Source organism: Akkermansiaceae bacterium, assembly GCA_024233115.1.
GTDB lineage: Bacteria > Verrucomicrobiota > Verrucomicrobiia > Verrucomicrobiales > Akkermansiaceae > Oceaniferula.
Map to the genome: position 1 here is coordinate 792879 of JACKQB010000001.1, position 22076 is coordinate 814954.

Annotated in this window: 18 protein-coding genes; 12 read left to right on the forward strand and 6 right to left on the reverse strand. The window is 55.6% G+C overall.

Going from position 1 to position 22076, the window contains the following annotated elements; all coding sequences use genetic code 11:
- The first annotated feature begins 18 nt into the window (after window positions 1-18).
- The 8 genes from H7A51_03320 (at window position 19) to H7A51_03355 (ending at window position 10364) form a co-directional block, all read left to right on the forward strand.
- Window positions 19-831, forward strand: a complete 813-nt coding sequence (locus H7A51_03320) for a glycoside hydrolase family 16 protein (GenBank protein MCP5535247.1) — start codon at window positions 19-21, stop codon at window positions 829-831.
- Between the two features lie 167 nt (window positions 832-998).
- Entirely contained in the window at window positions 999-2447 is a 1449-nt protein-coding gene (locus tag H7A51_03325; protein ID MCP5535248.1) for an efflux transporter outer membrane subunit, read from the forward strand.
- Between the two features lie 39 nt (window positions 2448-2486).
- The gene (locus H7A51_03330) at window positions 2487-3824 is read left to right on the forward strand and encodes an efflux RND transporter periplasmic adaptor subunit (protein MCP5535249.1); all 1338 of its coding nucleotides are present in this window, start codon (window positions 2487-2489) and stop codon (window positions 3822-3824) included.
- Window positions 3821-4516, forward strand: coding sequence for an ABC transporter ATP-binding protein (locus H7A51_03335; protein MCP5535250.1), 696 nt, complete (start codon window positions 3821-3823; stop codon window positions 4514-4516). The genes H7A51_03330 and H7A51_03335 overlap by 4 nt, the downstream gene beginning before the upstream one ends.
- 8 nt (window positions 4517-4524) lie before the next feature.
- Complete coding sequence (locus H7A51_03340; GenBank protein ID MCP5535251.1) at window positions 4525-5742, forward strand: ABC transporter permease; 1218 nt, start codon at window positions 4525-4527, stop codon at window positions 5740-5742.
- A 15-nt stretch (window positions 5743-5757) separates the two neighbouring features.
- Window positions 5758-6411: a response regulator transcription factor gene (locus tag H7A51_03345; protein MCP5535252.1), complete on the forward strand. Its 654-nt coding sequence runs from the start codon at window positions 5758-5760 to the stop codon at window positions 6409-6411.
- Window positions 6412-6415: 4 nt separating this feature from the next.
- Window positions 6416-7825 carry a HAMP domain-containing protein gene (locus H7A51_03350; GenBank protein MCP5535253.1) on the forward strand — a complete coding sequence of 470 codons (1410 nt, stop codon included), beginning with the start codon at window positions 6416-6418 and terminating at the stop codon, window positions 7823-7825.
- Between the two features lie 499 nt (window positions 7826-8324).
- Window positions 8325-10364 carry a hypothetical protein gene (locus H7A51_03355; protein ID MCP5535254.1) on the forward strand — a complete coding sequence of 680 codons (2040 nt, stop codon included), beginning with the start codon at window positions 8325-8327 and terminating at the stop codon, window positions 10362-10364.
- Between the two features lie 14 nt (window positions 10365-10378).
- On the opposite strand, the gene H7A51_03360 is transcribed toward H7A51_03355, so the two are convergent.
- Window positions 10379-11734: an SGNH/GDSL hydrolase family protein gene (locus H7A51_03360; GenBank protein ID MCP5535255.1), complete on the reverse strand. Its 1356-nt coding sequence runs from the start codon at window positions 11732-11734 to the stop codon at window positions 10379-10381.
- Window positions 11735-11850: 116 nt separating this feature from the next.
- On the opposite strand from H7A51_03360, the gene H7A51_03365 reads away from it, so the two are divergent.
- From H7A51_03365 to H7A51_03375, 3 genes are all read left to right on the forward strand, one after another.
- Window positions 11851-12564 (forward strand): DUF502 domain-containing protein, encoded by a 714-nt coding sequence (locus H7A51_03365; GenBank protein ID MCP5535256.1) that lies wholly within the window; start codon window positions 11851-11853, stop codon window positions 12562-12564.
- Window positions 12565-12741: 177 nt separating this feature from the next.
- Window positions 12742-15312, forward strand: coding sequence for an autotransporter-associated beta strand repeat-containing protein (locus tag H7A51_03370; protein MCP5535257.1), 2571 nt, complete (start codon window positions 12742-12744; stop codon window positions 15310-15312).
- A 97-nt stretch (window positions 15313-15409) separates the two neighbouring features.
- Window positions 15410-16267 (forward strand): hypothetical protein, encoded by an 858-nt coding sequence (locus H7A51_03375; protein MCP5535258.1) that lies wholly within the window; start codon window positions 15410-15412, stop codon window positions 16265-16267.
- Between the two features lie 213 nt (window positions 16268-16480).
- On the opposite strand, the gene dusB is transcribed toward H7A51_03375, so the two are convergent.
- Both dusB and H7A51_03385 read right to left on the reverse strand, forming a co-directional pair.
- Window positions 16481-17491 carry a tRNA dihydrouridine synthase DusB gene (dusB, locus tag H7A51_03380; GenBank protein MCP5535259.1) on the reverse strand — a complete coding sequence of 337 codons (1011 nt, stop codon included), beginning with the start codon at window positions 17489-17491 and terminating at the stop codon, window positions 16481-16483.
- 97 nt (window positions 17492-17588) lie between these two features.
- Window positions 17589-18227, reverse strand: coding sequence for a hypothetical protein (locus H7A51_03385; GenBank protein MCP5535260.1), 639 nt, complete (start codon window positions 18225-18227; stop codon window positions 17589-17591).
- A gap of 173 nt (window positions 18228-18400) precedes the next feature.
- Between H7A51_03385 and H7A51_03390 the strand changes: the two genes are divergently transcribed.
- A complete protein-coding gene (locus tag H7A51_03390) occupies window positions 18401-19081 on the forward strand; it encodes a DUF4230 domain-containing protein (GenBank protein MCP5535261.1) in 681 nt (226 codons plus the stop codon).
- 58 nt (window positions 19082-19139) lie between these two features.
- On the opposite strand, the gene H7A51_03395 is transcribed toward H7A51_03390, so the two are convergent.
- From H7A51_03395 to H7A51_03405, 3 genes are all read right to left on the reverse strand, one after another.
- Window positions 19140-20249 carry a PilT/PilU family type 4a pilus ATPase gene (locus H7A51_03395; GenBank protein ID MCP5535262.1) on the reverse strand — a complete coding sequence of 370 codons (1110 nt, stop codon included), beginning with the start codon at window positions 20247-20249 and terminating at the stop codon, window positions 19140-19142.
- Between the two features lie 38 nt (window positions 20250-20287).
- Complete coding sequence (locus tag H7A51_03400) at window positions 20288-21370, reverse strand: type IV pilus twitching motility protein PilT (GenBank protein ID MCP5535263.1); 1083 nt, start codon at window positions 21368-21370, stop codon at window positions 20288-20290.
- A 200-nt stretch (window positions 21371-21570) separates the two neighbouring features.
- Window positions 21571-22020 (reverse strand): hypothetical protein, encoded by a 450-nt coding sequence (locus tag H7A51_03405; protein MCP5535264.1) that lies wholly within the window; start codon window positions 22018-22020, stop codon window positions 21571-21573.
- Window positions 22021-22076: the final 56 nt, after the last annotated feature.

A 22076-nucleotide genomic window follows, 5' to 3' on the forward strand; every position in this document is an offset into this window, starting at 1 on the left:
CATCCTGGTAGAGTAATGATGCCCGTCACGATGTCCGTTTTTCCTTCTCCAGCTTATCTCGTTCTTTCCGCCTGCTTGGCGTGCTCTATGCCGTTGGTTAGGGCGGAACCTCCATCATCACCTGTCGCAAAGCCGTGGAAGCTGATCTGGCAGGACGATTTTGACCAGGCGTCACTGAATAAAAAAAACTGGTCGCGGTGCAAGCGTGGTCGATCGGACTGGAATAATACGATGTCGGACGACCCCCGGTTATTGAAAATCGAAAATGGCATTCTGCAGCTACGAGGTATCGTCAATGACAAGGCGGATGACCCCGCCCCATTCATCACAGCTGGAGTGACAAGCAAAGGGAAGTTCTCCTTCAACTATGGTAAAGTGCAGATCAGGGCCCGGTTTAAAAGTGCGCAAGGTGCCTGGCCTGCGCTTTGGATGTTGGGGGTTAAGGGACAGTGGCCGCAAAATGGTGAAATCGATCTGATGGAACACTTGAATTTTGACCATAAAATCTATCAGACGGTGCACTCCGAATACACCACCAAGCTGGATAAAACCAATACACCGAAAAAAGGAGGCACAGCGCCGATTAAGCGAGACGACTGGAACACGTATGGAGCCGAGTGGGATGCCGACAAAATTGTATTCACCGTGAATGGGAAGGCGACCCATACTTACCCGCGTGTGCCGTCCAAAGGGCCGGAGCAGTATCCTTTCAAGCAGCCCTTTTACTTTCTGTTATCAATGCAGATCGGAGGAAAATGGGTGGGCCAGGCGGATCCGGCTCAATACCCGGCATGGATGGAAATCGACTGGGTGAGGGTGTATCAGAAATAACACGGAACTCGCGCAGGTGAAGAATTAGGCGGACTTGGAAAAATACCTGTCCCGGCGTGACTGACGGCGCCGGTTGATTGAGTCCTACGGGGCAGCGGATAAATTTGTTGATAATAATTTCGGCTCTTCACCTTAACTAAAGGTTCGTTGTGCAATGATGCGGCGCAATGAAACCACACATCAGTCGATTTCTACCCAGGTTTAACGCCCGCTGGCGCACCGTCCTTCCGTTGATTGCGGTGGTGGCCACCGGATGCCAGACAATGAGTCCACGCGCACGGTCGATGGACGCGGTGAAACTTCCCGCATCATGGAAAACGGGTGCCGGTTTTTCGCAGGCGACAGTTTCTGTGGATTTGAGCAAGTGGTGGGGAGAGTTCCATGATCCGGTGCTGACCGCCTTGATCCGGGAGTCCATCGAGTCCAGCCCCAGCCTGAAATCCGCCCACTCGGTGGTCCGGGAATCCCGCGCCCGCAGATCTTCGGAGGGCAGTGCGCTCTTGCCCACGCTAACAGGTGGTCTTGGCTCCAGTGATGGTTGGACGCGGTCTGATTCAGCGACCGGTGCGGCTGTGAGTGATCATACAAAACTCTACTCCGCCGGATTGAATGCGTCCTGGGAGGTGGATCTTTTTGGCAAACAGAAAGCGTCTGTGGCGGCAGCCGGGGCGGATCTTTCGGAGGCGGAGGAAACTTTGCGCTCGGTGCAGGCCTCGCTGGCTTCGGAGGTCGCGCTTGCCTACCTCAACCTGCGCGCCGCCGAATCCCGGCTGGCGGTGGTGCGGGAAAACGTCAAGATCCTGGAGAGCACGCTAGAGCTCGCATCATGGCGTGAGCAGGCTGGTCAGGGGGATGCCTTGGATGCGCAGCGGGCGAAGAGCAATGTGGAGCAGGTGCGGTCGTCGATTCCCACCTTGGAGCAAGCTATTGAAAGTGCGAAAAACTCGCTGGCACTCCTGGCTGGAAAATCTCCCGGTGCGCTTGATGACCTGCTTGCCAAACGGACAGGCAAACTGCCCGAGCCCCCGAGAAAACTGGCTGTCGGCATTCCCGCCGACACCATGCGACAGCGTCCGGATGTCCGTGGTGCCGGCTACGCCTGGTTGGCGGCGGTTTACCGCACGCATTCCGCGGAGGCGGCGCGTATGCCGTCGCTCAGTCTGAATGGCAGCCTCGGGGTGGATTCGAGCGTCGCCTCCCATTTGTTGAACCCCGAACGGGTGGCGGCCAACGTCATCGCCGGGCTGACGTCTCCCATTTTCGACGGTGGAAAAATCCGCAGTCAGATCGCGATTCAGAGCGAGCAGCAGGAGCAGGCATTGCAGAACTACAGGAAGCAGGTGCTTACCGCCTTATCCGAGGTGCAGGATGCGCTGGTTGCCTGTCAGAAAAACGAGGAACGTGCAGCGATCACCGCCAAGGCCTTGGCGGCGGCGCGGGATGCCGAGCAACTGGCGCGCCAACGTTATGAGGCTGGCGTCGTCGATATCACCACCGTCCTGGACACACAGCAATCGCGGCTCTCTCTGCAAGAACAGGCGGTGACGGTTAGAGCCGACCGATCATCCTCCTTCGTGGCCCTTTACAAGGCGCTCGGTGGTGGCTGGAAGAAGTGATGATGCAATTTTATGAACCCGATTTTTTTACACAGATATATGAAAACAAAACAACAAGATGGTGATCTAGCAGAAAAGATCAGAGCTGGCAGACCTTCCCGGCGCAAACGGATGATTTTCATCGTGCTCCTGCTGCTCATGATAGGCGGCGTGGTATTGGGATACCAGAAATACTACCAGGGCAGAGATGATGGTATGCCGGACTACTCCACGGAAAAACTCAGCAAGGGAAGTATCTCGCTCACGGTGACGGCGACCGGTAATCTGGAGCCCACCAATGAGGTGAGTGTCGGTAGTGAGATATCGGGCACGATGAAAGAGGTTCTCGTCGATTACAACGACACCGTGAAGGAGGGACAGGTGATGGCGGTTCTCGACACCACCAAGCTGACGCAGCAAATGCACAGCTTGCAGGCGTCGCTGGCGGTTGCCCAGGCGAACGTCAGTCTGGCGAAGGCGACATTGGCTGAAAGTGAGTCATCGCTGAAACGACTGCAGGAGCTGCATCGCATCAGTGGCGGCAGAACTCCGTCGCAAGCGGATCTGGATATCGCGGTTGCGGCCAGGGACCGGGCGCAGGCAGACGTCGCATCGGCAGAAGCCTCGGTGAAAAAGGCGGAGGCTGAGATGAAGGTGATCCAAAGTGATCTGGATAAATCCGAGATCAAGTCGCCGATCAACGGCATTGTTTTGTCGCGCAGCGTTGAGCCGGGGCAGACCGTGGCCGCGCAGTTTGCGGCGCCGGAGTTGTTTGTGGTGGCGGAGAGCCTGACAAAAATGAAGTTGGAGGTATCCGTTTCCGAGGCCGACATCGGCGGGATCAAGGAAGGCCAGAAGGCAAAATTCAGCGTCGACGCATGGCCGGGCCGCAGCTTCGAGGCCAAGGTGGTCAAGGTGTCCTATGCCTCGGAAATTACGGACAACGTGGTCACGTATGAATCTGAACTGGAGGTGGCGAACGACGACCTAAGCCTGCGTCCTGGAATGACGGCAACGGCGGATATCCAGGTGACCGAGCGGAAGGATGTGTTTGTTGTTGCCAACCAGGCATTGCGTTTCAATCCGGATGCCGGCCCCAAGGAGGCGGGGCAGGGCTCGGGTAAAAGTTTTGTCGAAAGTCTGGTCGCCCGCCCGCCAAGACCGGGAAAACGTAAAAACGGCAATGCCCAGGCAGGTGAGGGTGGGCCGCCACCACAGGGCCCCTCCGGGGAAAAGGGGGGTGGACCGATGAAAGTCATCTGGGTGTTCGATGACGGTGCACCCCGGGCAATACCTGTCAAAACAGGGGTGACGGACGGCCGCTCGACGGAGGTGATGGGCCCCGAATTGAAAGAGGGCATGGAGGTCATTATCAGGGAGAAAACGCAGACATCATGAAACAGGAAGCATTAATCGATCTGAAAGGCATCACCAAGGCATACGGTCAGGGTGCCGCCAGGTTCGAGGCGTTGAAAGGTGTGGATTTATCCATTTTCAAAGGTGAATTTGTGTCGGTGATGGGTCCGAGCGGGTCCGGGAAATCGACATTGATGAATCTGTTGGGCTGCCTGGATGTGCCGACAAGCGGGCAGTATCAATACACGGGCATTGAAGTGGGTGAGCTGAATGCGGATGAGCGCTCGCTGTTGAGGCGCTATGCCCTGGGCTTTGTGTTTCAAGGGTTCAACCTGTTGGCCAGGACGTCAGCCCGGGAAAACGTCGAGTTGCCTCTGCTTTACCAGGGGTTCTCCGGGCGCGAGCGGAGGGCGCGGGCCGCGGAGGCTCTGGAGTCCGTGGGCATGGGTGACAAACTCAAGAACACGCCTGCCGAGCTTTCCGGCGGCCAGCAGCAACGCGTGGCGATTGCGCGTGCGCTGGTGAGTAAGCCGAGCACACTTTTTGCGGATGAACCGACGGGAAACCTCGATACGAAAACCAGCCATGAAATCATGAGTCTGTTAGTAAACCTCAACAAGGACTTTGGCATCACCATCCTGATGGTCACGCACGAGGATGATGTCGCCGAATACGCAAAACGCCAGATTCGGGTGGTCGATGGACTGATCCGATCGGATAAAATGAACCCTTAACGATTATTATGTTTTTAAATGCTTTATACATTGCCCTTAGTGAGATTCGGAGGAATCTGACGCGCGCGTTTCTAACGGTTTTGGGGATCATCATTGGAGTCGCTGCGGTGATTACGATGGTTACCCTGGGACAGGGCGCGACCAGTGCCGTGAAGAAACAGATTTCCAATCTGGGAAGCAACCTGTTAGTGCTGCGACCCGGCGAGGGCTTCGGTCCGGGTCGACCAGGTTCCGGCGTGCCTAACTTTACCCTGACGGATGCCACCGCCATTGAGCAGCAGGTGGCCGGGTTGGTGAAGGTGGCACCTGTGTCCTCGACGAACATCAGCACGATTTATCTGCAGAATGCGCGTAATACGGAGGTGTCGGGGACAACCCCGGATTACTTCTCCGTGGGCAACTGGAGCCTGGAAAGTGGTCGATTTTTTGAGGAGTCCGACCTGGTTGCCGGCAAGGCGGTCTGCGTGATTGGCAGCACGGTGAAAAGTGAACTTTTTGGAACGAGCGATCCTGTTGGAAAAAAAATCCGGCTGGGGAAATCCTCGATCGAGATCATCGGGGTCTTGAAAACCAAGGGTCAGGCCGGGCCGGGGCGCGATCAGGATGATACGATCGTGATGCCGATCACCACTTTGCAGAGGCGTTTGGTGGGCAGGCAATCCGCGCAAAACGTCGGCACCATTATGATCTCGACGGAAGATGCTGCCGATACCACCGCGATCATTGATGAAATAGGGGACCTGATGCGCGAACGCCGTAATTTGCAGAAGAACGAGGATGACGACTTCACGGTGGTTGACACACGCCAGATTGCCGAGGCTGTTAGTTCCTCGACACAGGTGATGACCACACTGCTCGGGGCGGTGGCCGGCGTCAGTCTGCTTGTGGGCGGGATAGGCATTATGAATATCATGCTCGTGTCCGTGACCGAGCGAACGAGGGAAATAGGGATCCGTCTCGCGGTGGGCGCGAGGGCACGCGAGGTGTTGCTGCAATTCCTGGTCGAGGCCGTGACGCTCGCCTTCATCGGCGGATTGGTCGGTGTGGCGTTGGCCTTCGGCCTTTGCATGGTGCTTTCGAGGGTCATTGCGGTGCCATATGTCTTTGATGTGCAAATCAACCTTGTCTCCTTTTTGTTTTCTGGTGCCGTCGGGGTCTTGTTCGGATTTATGCCGGCGCGCCGGGCATCCGCCCTTGATCCCATCGATGCATTGCGTCATGAATAACAACAGACAAAACGTATGAGACTGCTGGTCATCGAAGACGATCCCGATTTGCTCCGTAGCTTGGTTGCCAACCTGCGGGAGGAAAACTACGCCGTCGACGCCGCCGCGGACGGAGGTGAGGGACTGTATTTTGCCAAGGAGGCGGACTACGATTGCATTGTGCTCGACGGGATGCTGCCGGTGATGGACGGCTGGTCTTTGCTGAAGGAGTTGAGGAAAATCAAGAAGACCCCGGTGCTGATGCTAACCGCGCGGGATGGCGTCGCCGACCGCATTCGCGGCCTGGATGGCGGTGCGGATGATTATCTGGTGAAGCCGTTCGACATCGAGGAGTTGATGGCCAGGTTGCGGGCATTGATCAGACGCGCCAGCGGTGAGGCGGCGCGGGTGATTGAGTTGGGTGATGTTAGGCTCGACCTGGCTGCCAGGGAGGTCAGTCATGGCGGTGAAATGGTGTCGGTGACGGCGCGGGAATACGCCTTGGTCGAATACCTCGCCCTCCAGCGCGGGCGCGTGGTGAGCCGGGCGGAGCTTTACGAGCATCTGTTTGATGCCGACGATGACACCATGTCGAATCTGTTGGATGTGCATGTTTCCAACGTGCGCAAAAAGCTGGGTGCCGGGCTCATTGTGACCCGGCGTGGGCACGGATACCTAATACCGGAATAATCTGATGATGCGTCCTTTTAAATCGTTACGGTGGAGTTTGCAGCTTTGGCATGCACTGATTCTTTTGTTAGTGATCGTGGTCCTCTGTATCCTGGCTTATCGGATCGTCAGGTCGGAAAGGATGGCGAAGCTGCACGAGGATCTCAGAAACTTTAACAGGGGGCTTGAAACGGAGCTGGTATTTACGCCGCAGGAGGATGGAAAACGCGGAGACCCGGTGAGCAAGGAGGAGCTGCGTGCCGGATTGCAAAAACTGGCGCTGGAGCCGGACGCGGCACTGAAGGTGTTGGGGCATGTGGACTCGGAGACCGAGGGCAAACCGTATTTTGCAGCTTGGGATGACAATGCGCAGCCCTTGTTTGTTTCAAAGAACACCCCGGAGGAAGTATTGTCAGACGGGACCCTGATGGAAAACGACCGCAGAAGGTGGTTGCATGGCAACAACCTCTTGTTTGTTTACCGGACGCCGCAGAAGTTTGTTATCGTCAGCGGGATGAATGTCTCTGGTGAAATGGCGAAGCTCAGACGCTTTGCCTATTTGCTCTCAGCGAGTGGAGCCGGCTTGTGGCTGGTGGGGCTTGCCGGTGGTTGGTGGCTTGCCGGACGCGCGATCAAACCCATCGGCGCGATTGCGAGCACGGCGTCGAGAATCTCAGAAGGGGATCTGTCGGAGCGGATCGAGACATCAGGAGCCAACGATGAGCTGGCGTCGCTGAGTAATGTTTTGAACGCAACCTTTGATCAGCTCGAAGTGATGATCCGTCAGCAAAAACAGTTTGTTGCCGACGCCTCCCACGAGTTGCGCACCCCTGTGACCGTCATCCAGAGCGAGGTGCAGCGGGGGCTGAAAAGGGACCGGAGTCCGGAGGAATACCGTGAGATTTTGCAAACCACGGGAAGGATGAACAACCGGATGAAGACGCTGATAGGTTCTCTGCTGACGCTGGCCCACCAGGACTTGGCGGTGGTGGACGAGCCCTGCAATCTCGGCGCGATCGTGCGGGAGGCTTGCGAGATCTTGCAGCCGGTGGCCTCTGGACGGGGAACGAGATTATCGGTTGCCGCGGATGATGTGACCTACCGGGGAAATCCACAGGCATTGTCAGAGATGGTCAGCAACCTGGTATCCAATGCCGTTGACCACACACCCGCGGGGTCGGAGGTTTCTGTGCGCCTCGTTGAGGATGACGGAATCCGGCTCAGTGTGACGGATAATGGCCAGGGGATTGACCCGGCGCATTTGGAGCACCTGTTCGAGCGGTTTTACCGGGTGGACTCCTCCCGCAGGTCCGACGGACACAGCGGCCTGGGTCTGGCCATCGTCAAGGCGGCCGCCGAGAAGCATGGTGGCCGGGTGGAGGTGGTCAGCACACTGGAAAAAGGGAGCACGTTTACGGTGAGGCTGCCCCTGTAGAATGGAGGGAGAGTTTTGTTGCGAGATGGTATTGATGATTGCCGCTATGCTGCGAACATACGACTCTTTAGAAAACCGGGAGCCGCATATGAGGGGACGTTCGGGATGTGTTGTCGAATTTTCAACAACCACTATGGGATCCTAAGAATAACGGGTATGATTGTCACCATTAGGCTCTGCGGAAGTGCAGGGTAGCAGTTTGCCGAAGATCCTGGTGGGCAAAATGACGAGAGCTTCCAAAGATATGCGAAAAGGCCGAAACCTGACAAATGGGGCACGATTCATTACGAAATTCTTGATAGCCTAACCGGCTGATCTGTGTAAAACTGAGCGCATATTGATGGTGATGCGACAGCAACAACGTATTTTTCCCCCCGCCTTGAGTCAACGGACAAGGTTGGTCGGCTTGAGCTTGATCGCGAGTCTCTGGGTCGGCGTGTGTTCCCTTTTGGCTCAAACGGCACCTGCGCCTGCTGAACCGGGTGAAGCTCCTGGAGCCGTGGAAACGCCTGCAGGAGCTCCTTCGGTGCCCAGTGAGGATGCCGGGGTGGTCCAGGAGCCCAAGAATGGCGAGGGGCTGGAGGGGTCTGTCACCGGTCGCAAGGACGCCCGCACCATGACCCTGTCCATCCCCGCACCCAGGGGGCAGATCACGGACCGCCATGGCGAACCCTTCGCCCAGACCAGGGTGGTCTGGTACCCGGCATTGAAATTCGGCCAGTTTGAAAACGCTGACCGTGCCTACGTTCTTGATTGGGGGCGTAAACGCATTGAGCAGGCAAACGCCCTGTTTGGCATCTCCTGGGACGTAAGCGATGATGCCCTGTGGGAGCATTATCGCCACCGCCGCTGGCTTGCCATGCCTGTGACCCACGTGGTGGATGAGGCCAAGAAAAAGGAGGTCGAAACCAAGTTGATGAAGGGGCTGATTCTACACCCTGTCTACATGCGCTATTACCCGCAGGGAGAGTGCGCGGCCCACATCATTGGTTATACGGGTAGCTCGGGTAAGCTGGAAAAAGGCCCGATCAATTACGGCGATCCGCTTTTTGAACGGGCCGAAGGCCGGTCGGGGCTTGAGAAGATTTTTGACAAGGAGCTTACCGGCAAGGAGGGCTTGCTGCGGCAGGACTATGAGGCTGATGGCAGCCTGGTTCTGAAAAAATACGAAAAGCGCCCGGTCCCGGGCGGTACGATTGTGACCAGCCTCGATATGAGCTGGCAAAAACATGCGGAAAGTGTGCTGAAACGCTACTGTGACCGTGGTGCCTTCGTTGTCGTGGACATCCACACCGGCGAAGTGATGGCCATGGCCTCCAGGCCCTGTTTCGACCTGAATGATTTTATTCCCTACATCACCACTGAAAAGTACGCGGCATTGCGGGACGACCCGGGCACGCCCCTGTTTGCCAGGGCGTTTCAAGGTGGTTATCCACCTGCCTCCACCTTCAAGCCGGTCGTCGCGGTCACGGCACTGAGTAATGGTGAGGTGCACGAACAAAGTCTGATCAATTGCCCTGCAAAAATCAAAATCGGCAACACCTGGATGCACAACTGGTCGACCTCACCCGAAGGATACATCAACGTCAAACGTGCCATCGCAAGATCCTGTAACCCGTGGTTCTACCAGGTGGGTATCAAGACCGGGCCATCTGCATTCCTTTCGGTCGCACGCCGACTCGGATACGGCTCAAAAACAGGCCTGCCGCTCATCGGTGAAACAGACGGCCTCATCCCGACCAACGAATGGATGGTCAAACACCATAAACGGAAAATGATGGACGGTGACACTGCGAACCTGGCCATCGGCCAGGGCGTGATGCTTGCCTCGCCTCTCCAGGTCGCCCAGGCGATGGCAGGTATCGCCAACGGAGAAGCACTGCCGAAGCTCCGTTTGGTCAAGCAGGTGCAGAGTGTTAATGGCATGGTCCTCGTTTCCAACGATCCTGAGCGACGTAACTTCCTCAACCTCGATCCGAATGCGGTGAACATCGTTCACGAAGGGATGATGCAGGTGGTCCATGCAGGCTACGGCACCGGAAAGCAGGCCAGACTGAGCTATACCGTGCTTTGCGGTAAGACCGGCACCGCCCAGTGGGGCCCCCAGAGTAAGAATCAACGTCTCGCGTGGTTCGCCGGTTTCTTTCCTCTCGAAAACCCACGCTACGCCTTTGCGGCTCTCTACGAGGGGAAGCCGAATGAGAGGCTGAGTGGGGGGCGCAAAGCGGCTCCCATGGTCAGCGCCTTTTTCGAGCACTTCAAAAAAGACATCAAAAAGGCCATTACCCCACCACCCAAAGCGATGGTGATCGAGGAGGACGAAGACGGCGTGGAGCAAGAAGGACGCGTGCTCGATGACAGCCCGGCACCCCGTGCCATCCCCGTGGAGGAAGATGAGGACGAGGGAATCGTGCCAAGTGGAGAGGACCCCCGTCCGTTGCGTGCCATTCCCGTCGAGGAGGACGAGGAGGATGTTCCACCGGGGGCTACTCCTGGTGGCCAGCCATTGCGCGCCGTTCCCGTGGAAGAGGATGAATAGCTTTCCCCATCCGTTTAGGGCTTGAGCTGGAACTCCATCCGGAAAAAGCCGATGCCCGCGTCGAGCGGCATCCTTGCCTGGTACTGGCCACTGCCCATGTCAATCAGGCTGGCTGCGGGGACTTTGGTCCAGTTTGACAGATCAACCGATTGCTTCACCACAACATCGGCCAACCGCGCAGCACTGGCGTCGGGAGAATAATCGATGGTCAGCATGGGAGTGCCGGCGATGTCTTGCAGCTGGCCGACATGCAGATCATCCACAACCATCGGGTTCAGGTTGAGCAGGTATTCGCCCAGGTTGGGGATGCCGTCGCCATCCTTGTCGGCAGACATGCTGAGGTCTGTTAGTCCTGCTGTGGTGGCCCAGTCCTTATAAGGCTGATCCGGGTCCAGACCCATCACATCCGCCAGGATCTCACGGTCGGGGAGTAGGGGGATGTTGGAGTTGGTCGCTGTGTTGATGGCTGCTAACAATGTATTGGCGATGATTGCCTGCCCATTGGTGGATGGATGCAGGCCCCCCTTGCAAAAGAGGTAATTGGAAGGGTTCTCCGGGTCCTTGTCTTTGATCATTTCGATCGCGCCGATATAGAGAGGTTCTGAAGATAGGATTCTGTCGGTTAGGTTGGAGATGGGAGCTAGGGTGGCTCCCTCGCTTGTGGCTAGTGCCGCTATGGCGAGGTTGAGATCGTTGATGATCGCACTGGCATTAGCTCTTTTTACCGGATCCGGGTGGGCGTCAATTTTGTCTGGTGTGGCACCTAGATCGGGCGCGTCGGCCAGCACGATGGGAACTGCTGGGTTAACATCGCGTATTTCATTAATGATCCCGGTGAGGTTGCTGATGATATTATTGATGAATTCCGCAGGTGTAGGGTCACCGGGTTCCGGATCATAGAGCTCCCCATAGTGAGAACGGATGTCGTTTCCTCCGAGCATGATGACAACGACGTCGACGTCATCATATTGGCTCCTTAATTTGTCACGGCTTCTTGAATCGGGAAGGAGTTCCACCTCGGGCCAATCAAGTGAGGCATTGATGATATCCATCCACATGTCTGTGTCATATCCGGGGATACCCCAGTTATATTCAAATCCTGCGTCTCGCCAGTCCCGGTAACTGAGTAGTGAATTTTCATAACGGCCAAAATCAATATCGCCACTTCTTCTGGCATGAAGAATTTCCACCCAGTTCATCGTGTTTGCATCTAGCGGATCCGAGTCCGGAGCACTGAATGGAACTTCGAAGTAATACTCCTCCGTCATACTGTCCCCGATCGCCATGACCTTGAGAGCGGCCTGGGAGGACAAGGTGAGTCCAAGGCCGAGGAGGCAGGCCGGTAGGACAGCGGATGGACACCATTTCATGCGCACAGTGTAAACCTAAAAACTGAGGAATCAAGTGAACGGGTGGTTGCAGAATAGTCATTGCTGTTACATACTCTCCTTGTCCCTGGAAAGACAGGGGGATTCACTATTTTCCTATGCCCGAAAACGAAGTCATCAATAGCCCGATTGGAGAAATCCTGCCAGCCAGGCACCCGCGCATCCGCAAGGTGATGGGGCTGTTGCTAACAGGTTTTGCTGCCGTTATCCCCATCCTGGGAACCATTTGGTTGATGGTTGTCATCTACCAGGTCTTGATGCGAGTGGGGGATGAGATGATCAAACTCTTACTCAAGGGACTGAACCTGATGCGCTCAGGGCCGGATCTTGTGACCGAGGACTTTGCATTCTACGGATCCAATTTCGTCCGTTTCCTGATCCCTGTTTTCTTGCTCCTGCTGATAGGTTTCGGGGTGGCGAATCGCCCTGGTAAAAAAATCCTGCACTGGCTTGACCTGGGGATGCAGCATGTGCCGTATGTCGGATTCATCTATTCCGCGCTGAAACAATTTGTCGATGCTGTCAAGAACCTCGGCGGTGACCGGAAATTCAAAAGCGTCGCCTACGTCGAGTATCCAAGCCCCGGCTGCCGGATGCTTGGTTTTGTGACCGGTAATTACCACGATGCCCAGGTGGGCCGCGATGTCACCACGGTGTTTATCCCCACCAGTCCGAACCCGATGACGGGGTTTACCATCATCATCGACGATGACAAGGTGCAGGACAGCAGCATGACCCTTGAGGAAGCCAGCAAGCTGATCCTGTCCGCAGGCCTCGTCGCCCCGGCTTCGTTTCAGGAGGACAAGGAGTGATGGCGTTGATGTAAAGGGGGGTCTTTTTTAAGATAGGGGGGTATTTTTCTGAAACTCCCATTTCCAACCCGATGTTGGATGTTTTTTATTGATGGCGATGTCATTTTTCATACACTGGGGGTCAGATTTGTTTTAAATCGTAACGAATCCAGTAATCCCCGCCGATATATTGATCCTATGAAGATTAGACACCTCCCGACCTCGTTATCCGTCTTTGCCTCCCTCGCCGTTGGTCATGCCAATGCAGACATTCTCACTTGGGATAACGTGAGCACAGATGGACTATGGAACCAGACATCCAATAACTGGGGAGGCTCGCTTTGGAGCAACGCCAATCCTGATGATGCCATCTTTGGCGCTACCGGAGCGGGCACGGTGACTCTTGGTGAAAACATCACCGTGGGTAATATTACATTTTCGGCCGCAGGTTACACAATTGCCGGAGGGGGAAACAGCCTTGCCCTTTCATCACCAAGTACGATCACAGCCGATAGTGACGCAACGATTTCCGCTGTGTTGTCTGGCGGTGGCTTGACTAAAGAAGGAGGTGGAATTCTTACATTAAGCGCTACAAATACTTACACTGGAGATACGGTGATTAATAATGGGACTCTAAATATTACAGGCTCTGACTATACTCAGAAAATTGCTCCAGGATCTGCCATCACGGTCAATTCTGGTGCCACGTTGAAATATTCAGCCGGAGTCAATTCCCTCCAACGGAATGCCGGTGATGCCATGATCACATTGAATGGCGGAATACTGGACTATGCTGCACCTACCCATGGCCATATGGGGAATATAACTCTTCAAAATGGTGCCTCTTGGATCGCTAGCGGAGGTGGTGGCTACAGTGGCGAGAACATGCAACTCAATGGCACCGTCACGGTGTCAGGAACGTCCGCTTCTACCATCGGTGCGTTTAGCCAGGGGCTTGCCCTGAATGGAAACCGGGAATTCAATGTTGCAGACGTAACCGGCAACAGCAGCACCGACCTTACCGTCATCGCCGAGCTTGAAAATAATGATAGCGGCCCCGGCGATGGAGTCATCAAAACGGGTGCCGGAACGATGCTGTTTTCCAGCACCGGTAAATCCTATTCGGGTGAAACGGTAGTGAATGACGGCACTTTGGTAGTCAGTACCACCTTGCGTTCCACTTCCGGGGTTACCGTTGGATCGGGTGCTGTGGCTGAATTTGGAGCCACCAACATTTTCGTCGGAGGACACGGAACAGCACTGGACAATGGCAGGGTGTTAACGGCGAATGGTGGTACATTGCTGATGAATGGCTCGTTTGATTCTCGTTTTGGTAATGTAGCTCTTAACGATGGAGCTACCTGGACATCGAACCGCGTGCTTACCGGTTGGGACGCACTCATGGCTAATACAAGCGCAGGAGCCGCCACGGTCACGGTCGGTGGAACAGGTGCTTCGACCATGAATGGAAGTGGCGGGGTGCACCTTCAGGGAGTCCAGAATTTTAATGTGGGTGATGCCAGTGGCGACGCTGGTGGTGATCTCTTTGTGAACATGACTCTAGACAATGGCGGTCTTGCTGGTGGAACCGGCGGTGTCAACAAGCTTGGCGACGGTCGCATGGTCATCCAGAAGCGCATGACTTATACCGGCGGAACCACGGTGAATGCTGGTGTGCTCGAAATTGCAGGAGGCGGCAACGCCTCGGCTGGTGCCATCCGCGGAGCCTTGACCATCAATGACGGTGGGCGTGTGGAGCTTAATTTTTCGGATGCCCTCGGTTACGGGAGTGGATCTGACTCGATCAGTGCCATCAATATCAACGGCGGAGGTGTGCTTCACCGCATTGGAGGAGCTAACGAGACCCTCGGGTCTGTGGCGATTACCATGGATGGAGGAACAATCTCATCCAGTGACCCGGCACAACGCTATGACCTCTTCGGCGGTGGAACTTCCGTCACCGTTAACAATGCTTCAGGTTTGGGGTCGAATAAATCAGTAATCTCAGCACGGGTTGACTTACGCCAGGCGAATGTCGATTTCACAGTGAATGAGAACGCTACCTTGGAAGTGGGTGTGCTTGGATTGGACACCCCAGGGGCAACAATGACTAAAAAGGGCATTGGAACGATGGTGATCACAGACGCCAGCGACTACAACGGCGCCACTAATATTCAAGCCGGTACACTGGCACTGGGTTCAGGCGGCTCGATCTCGGATTCGCCAACCATTGATGTGCTGGGTGGAGCGACTTTCGATGTCTCAGCCGTTTCCGGAGGGTTTTCCCTTGGAAATGGCCAGACACTCATGGGTGCGGGCACCGTAGTCGGGCCGATTCAAGCGGCGCTTGGCTCGACCATCGCTCCCGGAGCCAGCCCCGGCACGCTGAACTTCGATGACAACCTCACCATTGCAGGTGGAGCGATCATGATGATCGAGCTAACAGGTACCTCCAATGGCGCATACGACATCCTGAAGGGTGACGGTGCCAATGCGCTTGCCATCAACGGCGGCACCCTGAATCTCGACACCACCGGCTACACGGCGACACTGGGGGACAGCTTCGTCATTTTTGAAAACTGGGGCTCAATTACGGGTGCAGGTTTCGATAGCATCAACGGTATCGATTTGGGAGCAGGCCTGAAATTTGACACCGCCAACCTCAACACCACCGGCACCCTCAATGTGGTCGCAATCCCCGAGCCAGGTTCCGCCCTCATGCTGGCCCTGGGTGGCCTTGGCCTCCTTGCCCGCCGCAAGCGTGGATAAGACAAGTCTGGAACAATTTCTTTCCAAAGGTGGTCCGGTTGTCCGGACCACCTTTTTTTGGCATGACTTCGACGTCGAATGAGTGCAACATGAAGACATGCCAAAGAATAAGTCGGAAAGTAATGCGCCTATGTTGATGCTGGTTGCGGTGGTAGCCTTAGGTGTCGGGTTTTTTATCGGTCGGATGGATATGGGCGGGTCGGAGGAGCCAATACCTGAGGGAGCTGAAGAGGAAACGAGTCCTGCCGCCGCAGCACCAGAGCCGTCAAACGTGCTGAGTCCGGAGCAACTGTCGAAAGATAAAAATGTTCCCGCCAAGATTGAATCAGCGGAAGGGGACTACACCCTGGTCGCGGTGGTCGAGGGAGAAGATGCAAACCGGTCGTTACATCGCAGTTTGCAGGTGGTGGGCGTGCAAAGGCAGCGGCTTGCCCAGCTGTCTCAACAGTATGACCAAACCGCACCAGCCATGGCCCAGCAGCGTGAGCTCATTGCGGGCCAAATCAATGATACCCGGGCGACTCTGGAGCAAAATCTCAAGTTTATGGCCCAGAACTTTGCCTATGTACTCTCAAACAATTACCTGCTCGTGCCTCACTTGGCTACCCTGGTTTCACTGGAAGGCACCGCAAAGGAACAGAAAAAAACACTGGTCTACACCTTCGGGGACGCAGCCAGCTATGAGAGTTTTCAGAAAAAAACGGAGGCCTATGCCAAATTGAAACAAGAGCAACGCCAGGCTCATCTCCAGGCGCAAAAGGAGGCTGCCAGTCAACCCGCCCAGCCCCTTCAACCACTGCCGCCGGAAACGCCCAAGACGAATGAGCCGCTGCCACTTACCCCCTCCATGAAGACGCTTCAGGCCGAGTTGATCAAGACCTACGGCTGTGATCCGGAGAAGCAGTACCTGGTTGAATATCAAAAGACAGCCCTCTACGCATGCAAGGCGAGGTGATAGAGCTCTCTTATCCTGCACGCGCGCATCATTTGTGAAATTGGGGGCGTAAAATTCAGCCCAGGGTTATCTGCGTGAGCGGTCATCATGATCTCTGGACATCCTCTTCAACTGCGTCTTTTTTAACACGGATGGCACAGTTGGCCACTGATGTAGATAGGGATATGGCAAACATTTCCCCTGATAACCGATAACTCTTCCCGCCCCCCTTGACTACGCTTGCCCACGGCTTTCGATTTCCCCTTGATGCGATTGCAAGTATGCCGCGGCGACGTCCTCGACCTCGCCGAGTGAGGATACGGTACAGAGTTTTTGGCGAAGCTCCCTGGCTCCCGGGAAGCCTTTGCAGTAGGTCATCAGGCGGGAGCGCATGGCCATGATGCTCTGGCGTTCGTTGCCGTAGCGGTCTGAGTCCACGGCCATGTGGCAATGACGCACGATCATCTGCCATCGCTCGGGAACGGGAACTGGCTGAGGCTGTTCTCCCGTGGCGAGGTAGTGTTTTGCTTCCCGGAAAACCCACGGGTTCTGCATGGCGGCCCGGCCAATCATGACTCCGGAAACCGCGGTCGTTTCGCGGCGGTGCTTGACATCCTCACCGCTGTGAATGTCACCATTGCCGATCACGGGAACCCCGACAGCTCGTGCGCAGGCATCGATGACTTCCCAGTTTGCCAGTCCCCGGTATCCTTGTGACCGGGTGCGACCATGGATGGAGATCGCCTGCATACCCTCCTCCTGGAGAATGTGGCAGACATCGGGGGCGTTGACGTTTTTCTCATCCCAGCCGATACGGATCTTGGCTGTCACGGGCACCTGGTCGCCTACCGCCCTGGCCACACCGGAGGCGACACTGGCGAGGATGCCGCAGTCCTTGAGCAGTGATGAGCCTCCGTTTTTGGCCACGACTTTATTGACCGGGCAACCGAAGTTAATGTCGATGAAATCGGGCTGTTTCCAGTCGATGATTTTTCTAGCCGCCTCGCCCATACGTTCGCCATCGCCCCCAAAAAGCTGCACGCCACAAGGGCGTTGGGCATCGGTGAACTCGGTGTATTTCCGGGTGCGGTCGTCCTGCCTGATGATGCCTTCCGCCGACACGAACTCCGTGACCATCACATCGGCTCCGAGTTCTTTACAGATCGAGCGGAACACCACATCCGTCACCCCCGCCATCGGCGCGAGATAGAGGGGAAAGGCGTTGTCGGAAAACCAAGGGAGCATGGAGGAATGAATAATTGGAGGAGCTAGGAGAGAGCTTTGAGGTCAAGCATTTCTTTGTCTCTGCCACTGGTGGACTTTTCCATAAGCGTATTCTAATTTATTCCTCCTCGTCTGTCGAGGAGGCAGGAACTTCCGCTTCTTCATCAGGCGCCCCTGGCCCCTGACTCCCGTTCCCCGACACCTGATCCCCGCCCCCCGCCTCCTGAATCTCCGGCTCCGGCACCCGACCACCATTCTCGAGCAGCATGGTCACTTCCTCCTGGACCTTGTCCACCTCGCTCAGAGGGATGTTAGGGTCTTTGACGATGAACACGTCTCCGGTTTTACGGTGTTCGTAAATGCGGATGATGCCGTCGCCCACGGGTTGGCTGTCGGCTTCGACGAGAAGTTTTTTGCGTTCAAGCATCACGGCGAGGATGTAGCGGGCGTTTTCAGTATGCTCTTCATCTTCCTCGATGAGACGGCGCAGCAGGTCCTCGGGGCTTTCGTCGGTGACCTCCACTTCCTCTTCCTTGACGGGAGCCCGGTAGATACTGCCCCAGAAGGAAAAGGGTGTTTCCCCGTCCTCACCCCGGCTTTCCCAGGCGCCTTTGCTAAAGTCCTTGCGGATGTAGCCACTGGATTCGGGATCGGGGAAAATAGCGGTGTAAAATGCTTCACCGTCCTTGAAGTGCTGTTCCGTGACAGCGCATACATGGGCGCGGGATTTGATTGACCAGGGTTCGTTGAGAGCCATGGCGGAACTCTAGGAGGCGGATTGTATTTGCCAAATAGAAATGAGTCCATTGACCCGGAAATTTGCCCTATTCCGGTATTTTTGTATTTTCGCAAGACAAGCGGTGATATTAACGTAGGTTAACCTTCACAACCCCATGCGGTCGCCGCTTTGTTTATCCAACAACTTTGATCATGACTGAGACCAAGGAAAAAGAGCCATCCAAACACGTTACCCATATCAAGAAATCACGGCTCCCCGGTGTGATCTGGGCTATGTTTGGCGGTTTAAGCCTGCTGCTGATCGCCGGATTTGCCTGCGCCTATTTCTTTTTTCATAAAGTAAGCACCGCGCCCGTCGACAGGCTGGCAGAAGCGCTCTCGACCGTTCTCGGCACTGAGGTCAAGGTGAGCGGCTCAACGGCTGTTCTGGAGAAATCCGAGATCGGCGAGTTGGCTCTGGTACAGAGAAAGACCCAGGCGATCACCAAGTATGAAACATCCTGGATGGGGAGTGACAAGGTTCTGATCGTGCGAGGGGATTTTCTTGTCAAAGCCGGGTTTGATCTCAGTGAAGGTGGCCAGTGGGGGGTGTTGGAGGGCAGGATCAATGGCCCGTTACCCAAGGGAAAAGTCCTCAGCGTCGAGCCCGTGGGTGAGTTGGAGATTTATTTCTCGGATAGCGGCACACTGAACCGACTGAACCCGCAGGATCATGCGAGCGCCTTTAATTACCTGATCAATCAAGCTCGCCGTGATGCTGAAAACAGCGACATCGCGGAGGAGGCCGAGCGCGCCCTGATACGGCGGATCAACGACCGCATGGGAGAGGTCGGTGAGGGCCTGGAGTGGAAAAAGGCTGAAGTGTTACCCTGACGCCATAGCCCTCCGGCTTTCCCTGTGACAGCCACTTGTCGGCCAAACCGCGGCCAGGTTAGTGCTCCAGCGGGCTTTCCCCTGATGCATCACCGAGGTGGGCGAGCTCCTTGGGCAGGAACTTCTTGAAGCGTGTCTTGTCGATCGCCTTCATGTAAGCCTCTTGGGGAGTGACCATACCGGCCTGGAGTTTGTCCCAGATAGCTTCGTCCATGAACTGCATACCCTGGGATTTTCCTCCGATGATCACGTCGTAGAGCTTTTGGGTCGCGCCTTCACGGATAATGGCGGAGACAGCGGTGTTGGCAAACATGATCTCGTTGACCGCGGCGCGTCCCGGTTTGTCACAGCGTTTCATCAGCAGCTGGGCGACCACACCTCGTAGCGAGGCGGCAAGCATGGTGCGCACCTGGCTTTGTTGGTCGGCCGGGAAGACGTCGACAATACGGTCGACCGTTTTACGGGCGTTGTTGGTGTGCAGTGTTCCGAACACCAGCAGTCCCGTTTCAGCGGCGGTGAGAGCCAGGGAAATCGTTTCCAGGTCCCGCATCTCACCCACCAGCACGATGTCGGCGTCCTCACGCAAGGTGGCCCGGAGACCATCGGCAAACGAGGGGGTCTGGATAGGCACCTCCCGTTGGGTGATGATGGACCGCTTGTTGCGGTGGACAAATTCAATCGGCTCCTCAATGGTGATGATGTGCCGGTTGAAGTTGATGTTGATGTAGTCAATCAGCGCGGCCAGAGTGGTCGATTTCCCCGATCCGGTAGGACCGGTGACCAACACAAGGCCTGAGCGCATGTGGCCAAACTCCTTGATCACGGGAGGAATGTTCAGATCTTCCAGCGAAGCGATTTCCGTGGGGATTAGACGGAAGACAGCCGCCAGTCCGTTTTTCTGTTTCAAATAGTTGCAGCGGAAGCGTGACTCATCGTTCATGGAGTAGGCAAAGTCGAGGTCGCCCGTTTTCATGTAGAGTTCAAACGCCTTGGGATCACATATTTCAGTTAATAGCGTGTGGATGTAATCATGGGTCAGCAGTTGCTGGTCCGGAATCTCAGTGATGGAGCCGTGGATACGGACTTTAGGCTGTTCTCCCTCGCTTAAGTGAAGGTCTGAACCCCCGGATTCAACGAGATACTGAAGTAGGCTGTCAATGGTGGCCATGGTAATGAAAAATAATGTGCTAAAAGGTTAAAAGGGGATTAAAGCGCAAAAAACTCGCGCATCTGGGACTTGTCCTCACAGCGGAACATAACATCCTCCTGGCTGATCAGCCCCTTGATGTAAAGGCGCTTCAGGGAGTCATCCATGGTGATCATACCGACATTTTTACCCGTCTGCATAATACCTGGAAGCATGTAGGTCTTTCCTTCCCGAATGCAGTTGGCGACAGCTGGAGTGTTGACAAGCAGCTCCAAGGCAAGCTCACGGCCCTCGCCATCAGCCCTGGGGATGAGTTGCTGGGAAATGATCCCGCGCAGGGACTCGGAGACCATGATCCGGATCTGGTCGCGCTGATCCACAGGGAACACGTCAAGGATACGGTCAAGTGTCCGCGGTGCGTTTCCGGTGTGCAGGGTGGCGAGGACAAGGTGACCTGTTTCAGCGGCTGTTAGTGCAAGCGAGATGGTTTCCAGGTCGCGCATCTCACCGACCACGATAATGTCGGGGTCTTCACGAAGCGCACCACGTAGAGCCTTGGGAAAGGAGTCGGTGTGTGTGTGAACCTCGCGTTGGTTGACGTGGCAGTTTTTTGATTCAAGGATATATTCGATCGGGTCTTCCAAGGTCAGGATATGGTCCTGGCGATCAGAGTTGATAAAGTCTGTGAGCGAAGCAAGCGTTGTGGATTTGCCCGATCCCACGGAACCGGTCACCAGCAGCAGGCCGTTCTGGTATCGCGTTAGAGGGAGCAGGGACTCAATGGGAAGACCAAGCTCCTCCATGCTGCTGACCTTCGTGTTGATGATCCGGAAGCAGATGTCATAGCCAAGTCGTTGCTTCACCACAGAAGCACGAAAACGGCCTTGCTCATTCTGATAGGCAAAGTCGACATCACCCTTTTCCTGGAGACGGTTCCACTCTCTCTCTTCCAGGAATGATTTTGTTAGAACCTCGACTTGCTCGGCACGAAGCGGGGGCGACCCTTCCCAGATAGCCTGCAGCTGGCCGAAGCGTCGCCAAGCAGGTGGAAACTCGGTGGCCAGGTGGATATCAGAGCATTGATACTCGATACCGATTTTTAAATATTCATCAACGTGGTCGTAGACCGGAAAATCAGACATAATGGTTTTGAAAGCTAAGTTCCTTTCAATCTGACAGTTTCACCGGTCTTGGAAAGGGAGAAGTTAAAAAAATAACCGTTGTGACAATGTAAATCCCATGGATTAAACTAACAGGAAAGCGTGATGGGGGGCGGGAATAGACCCGTGTCCATGAGCCTTTGCACGCCGACAAACCGACGGATGTATCAGGGTATGCAGCCCTAAAAGCCGATCATGGCCACAACTTCATCACGGGTGAAGATCGTGGGGTCTTCAGCGGCGGCATCTAGGCTTTCCTCGATCACCAGCTCTGTAAGGGCAGTGGTAGGTGCGGCGGCAGCAGACGGCTGTGTAGTACCAGGGGCCTGGGTGATGACTGGGTCAGGGGACGGCCACATCTGGTAGGCTGCGAGCACGCAGGCACAGGCAGCAGCACCGAGGGCGAGTTTGGCGGGGGTAAAGAACTCCACCAGACGTCCTGTCCATGAGCTGGCGGCTGCTTTTTGCTGACGGGTTTGCCGCACGATGTTACGGGCAAAAAACGCGCTTGGCTCCCGGCTTGAAGCCTTGCCAAGGAGGTCCCAGACAGGATCGTCCTGTTTCCAATCCTCCGCATCCCGTGCATTGCCGGGCCGGTTGGCATGGGTGGTATTGACTGATTCGCGTTTCATGATGCCCATTAAACAAGGTGTCCGGGAGGGAGTTGCACATATTTTTGATAAAAAAG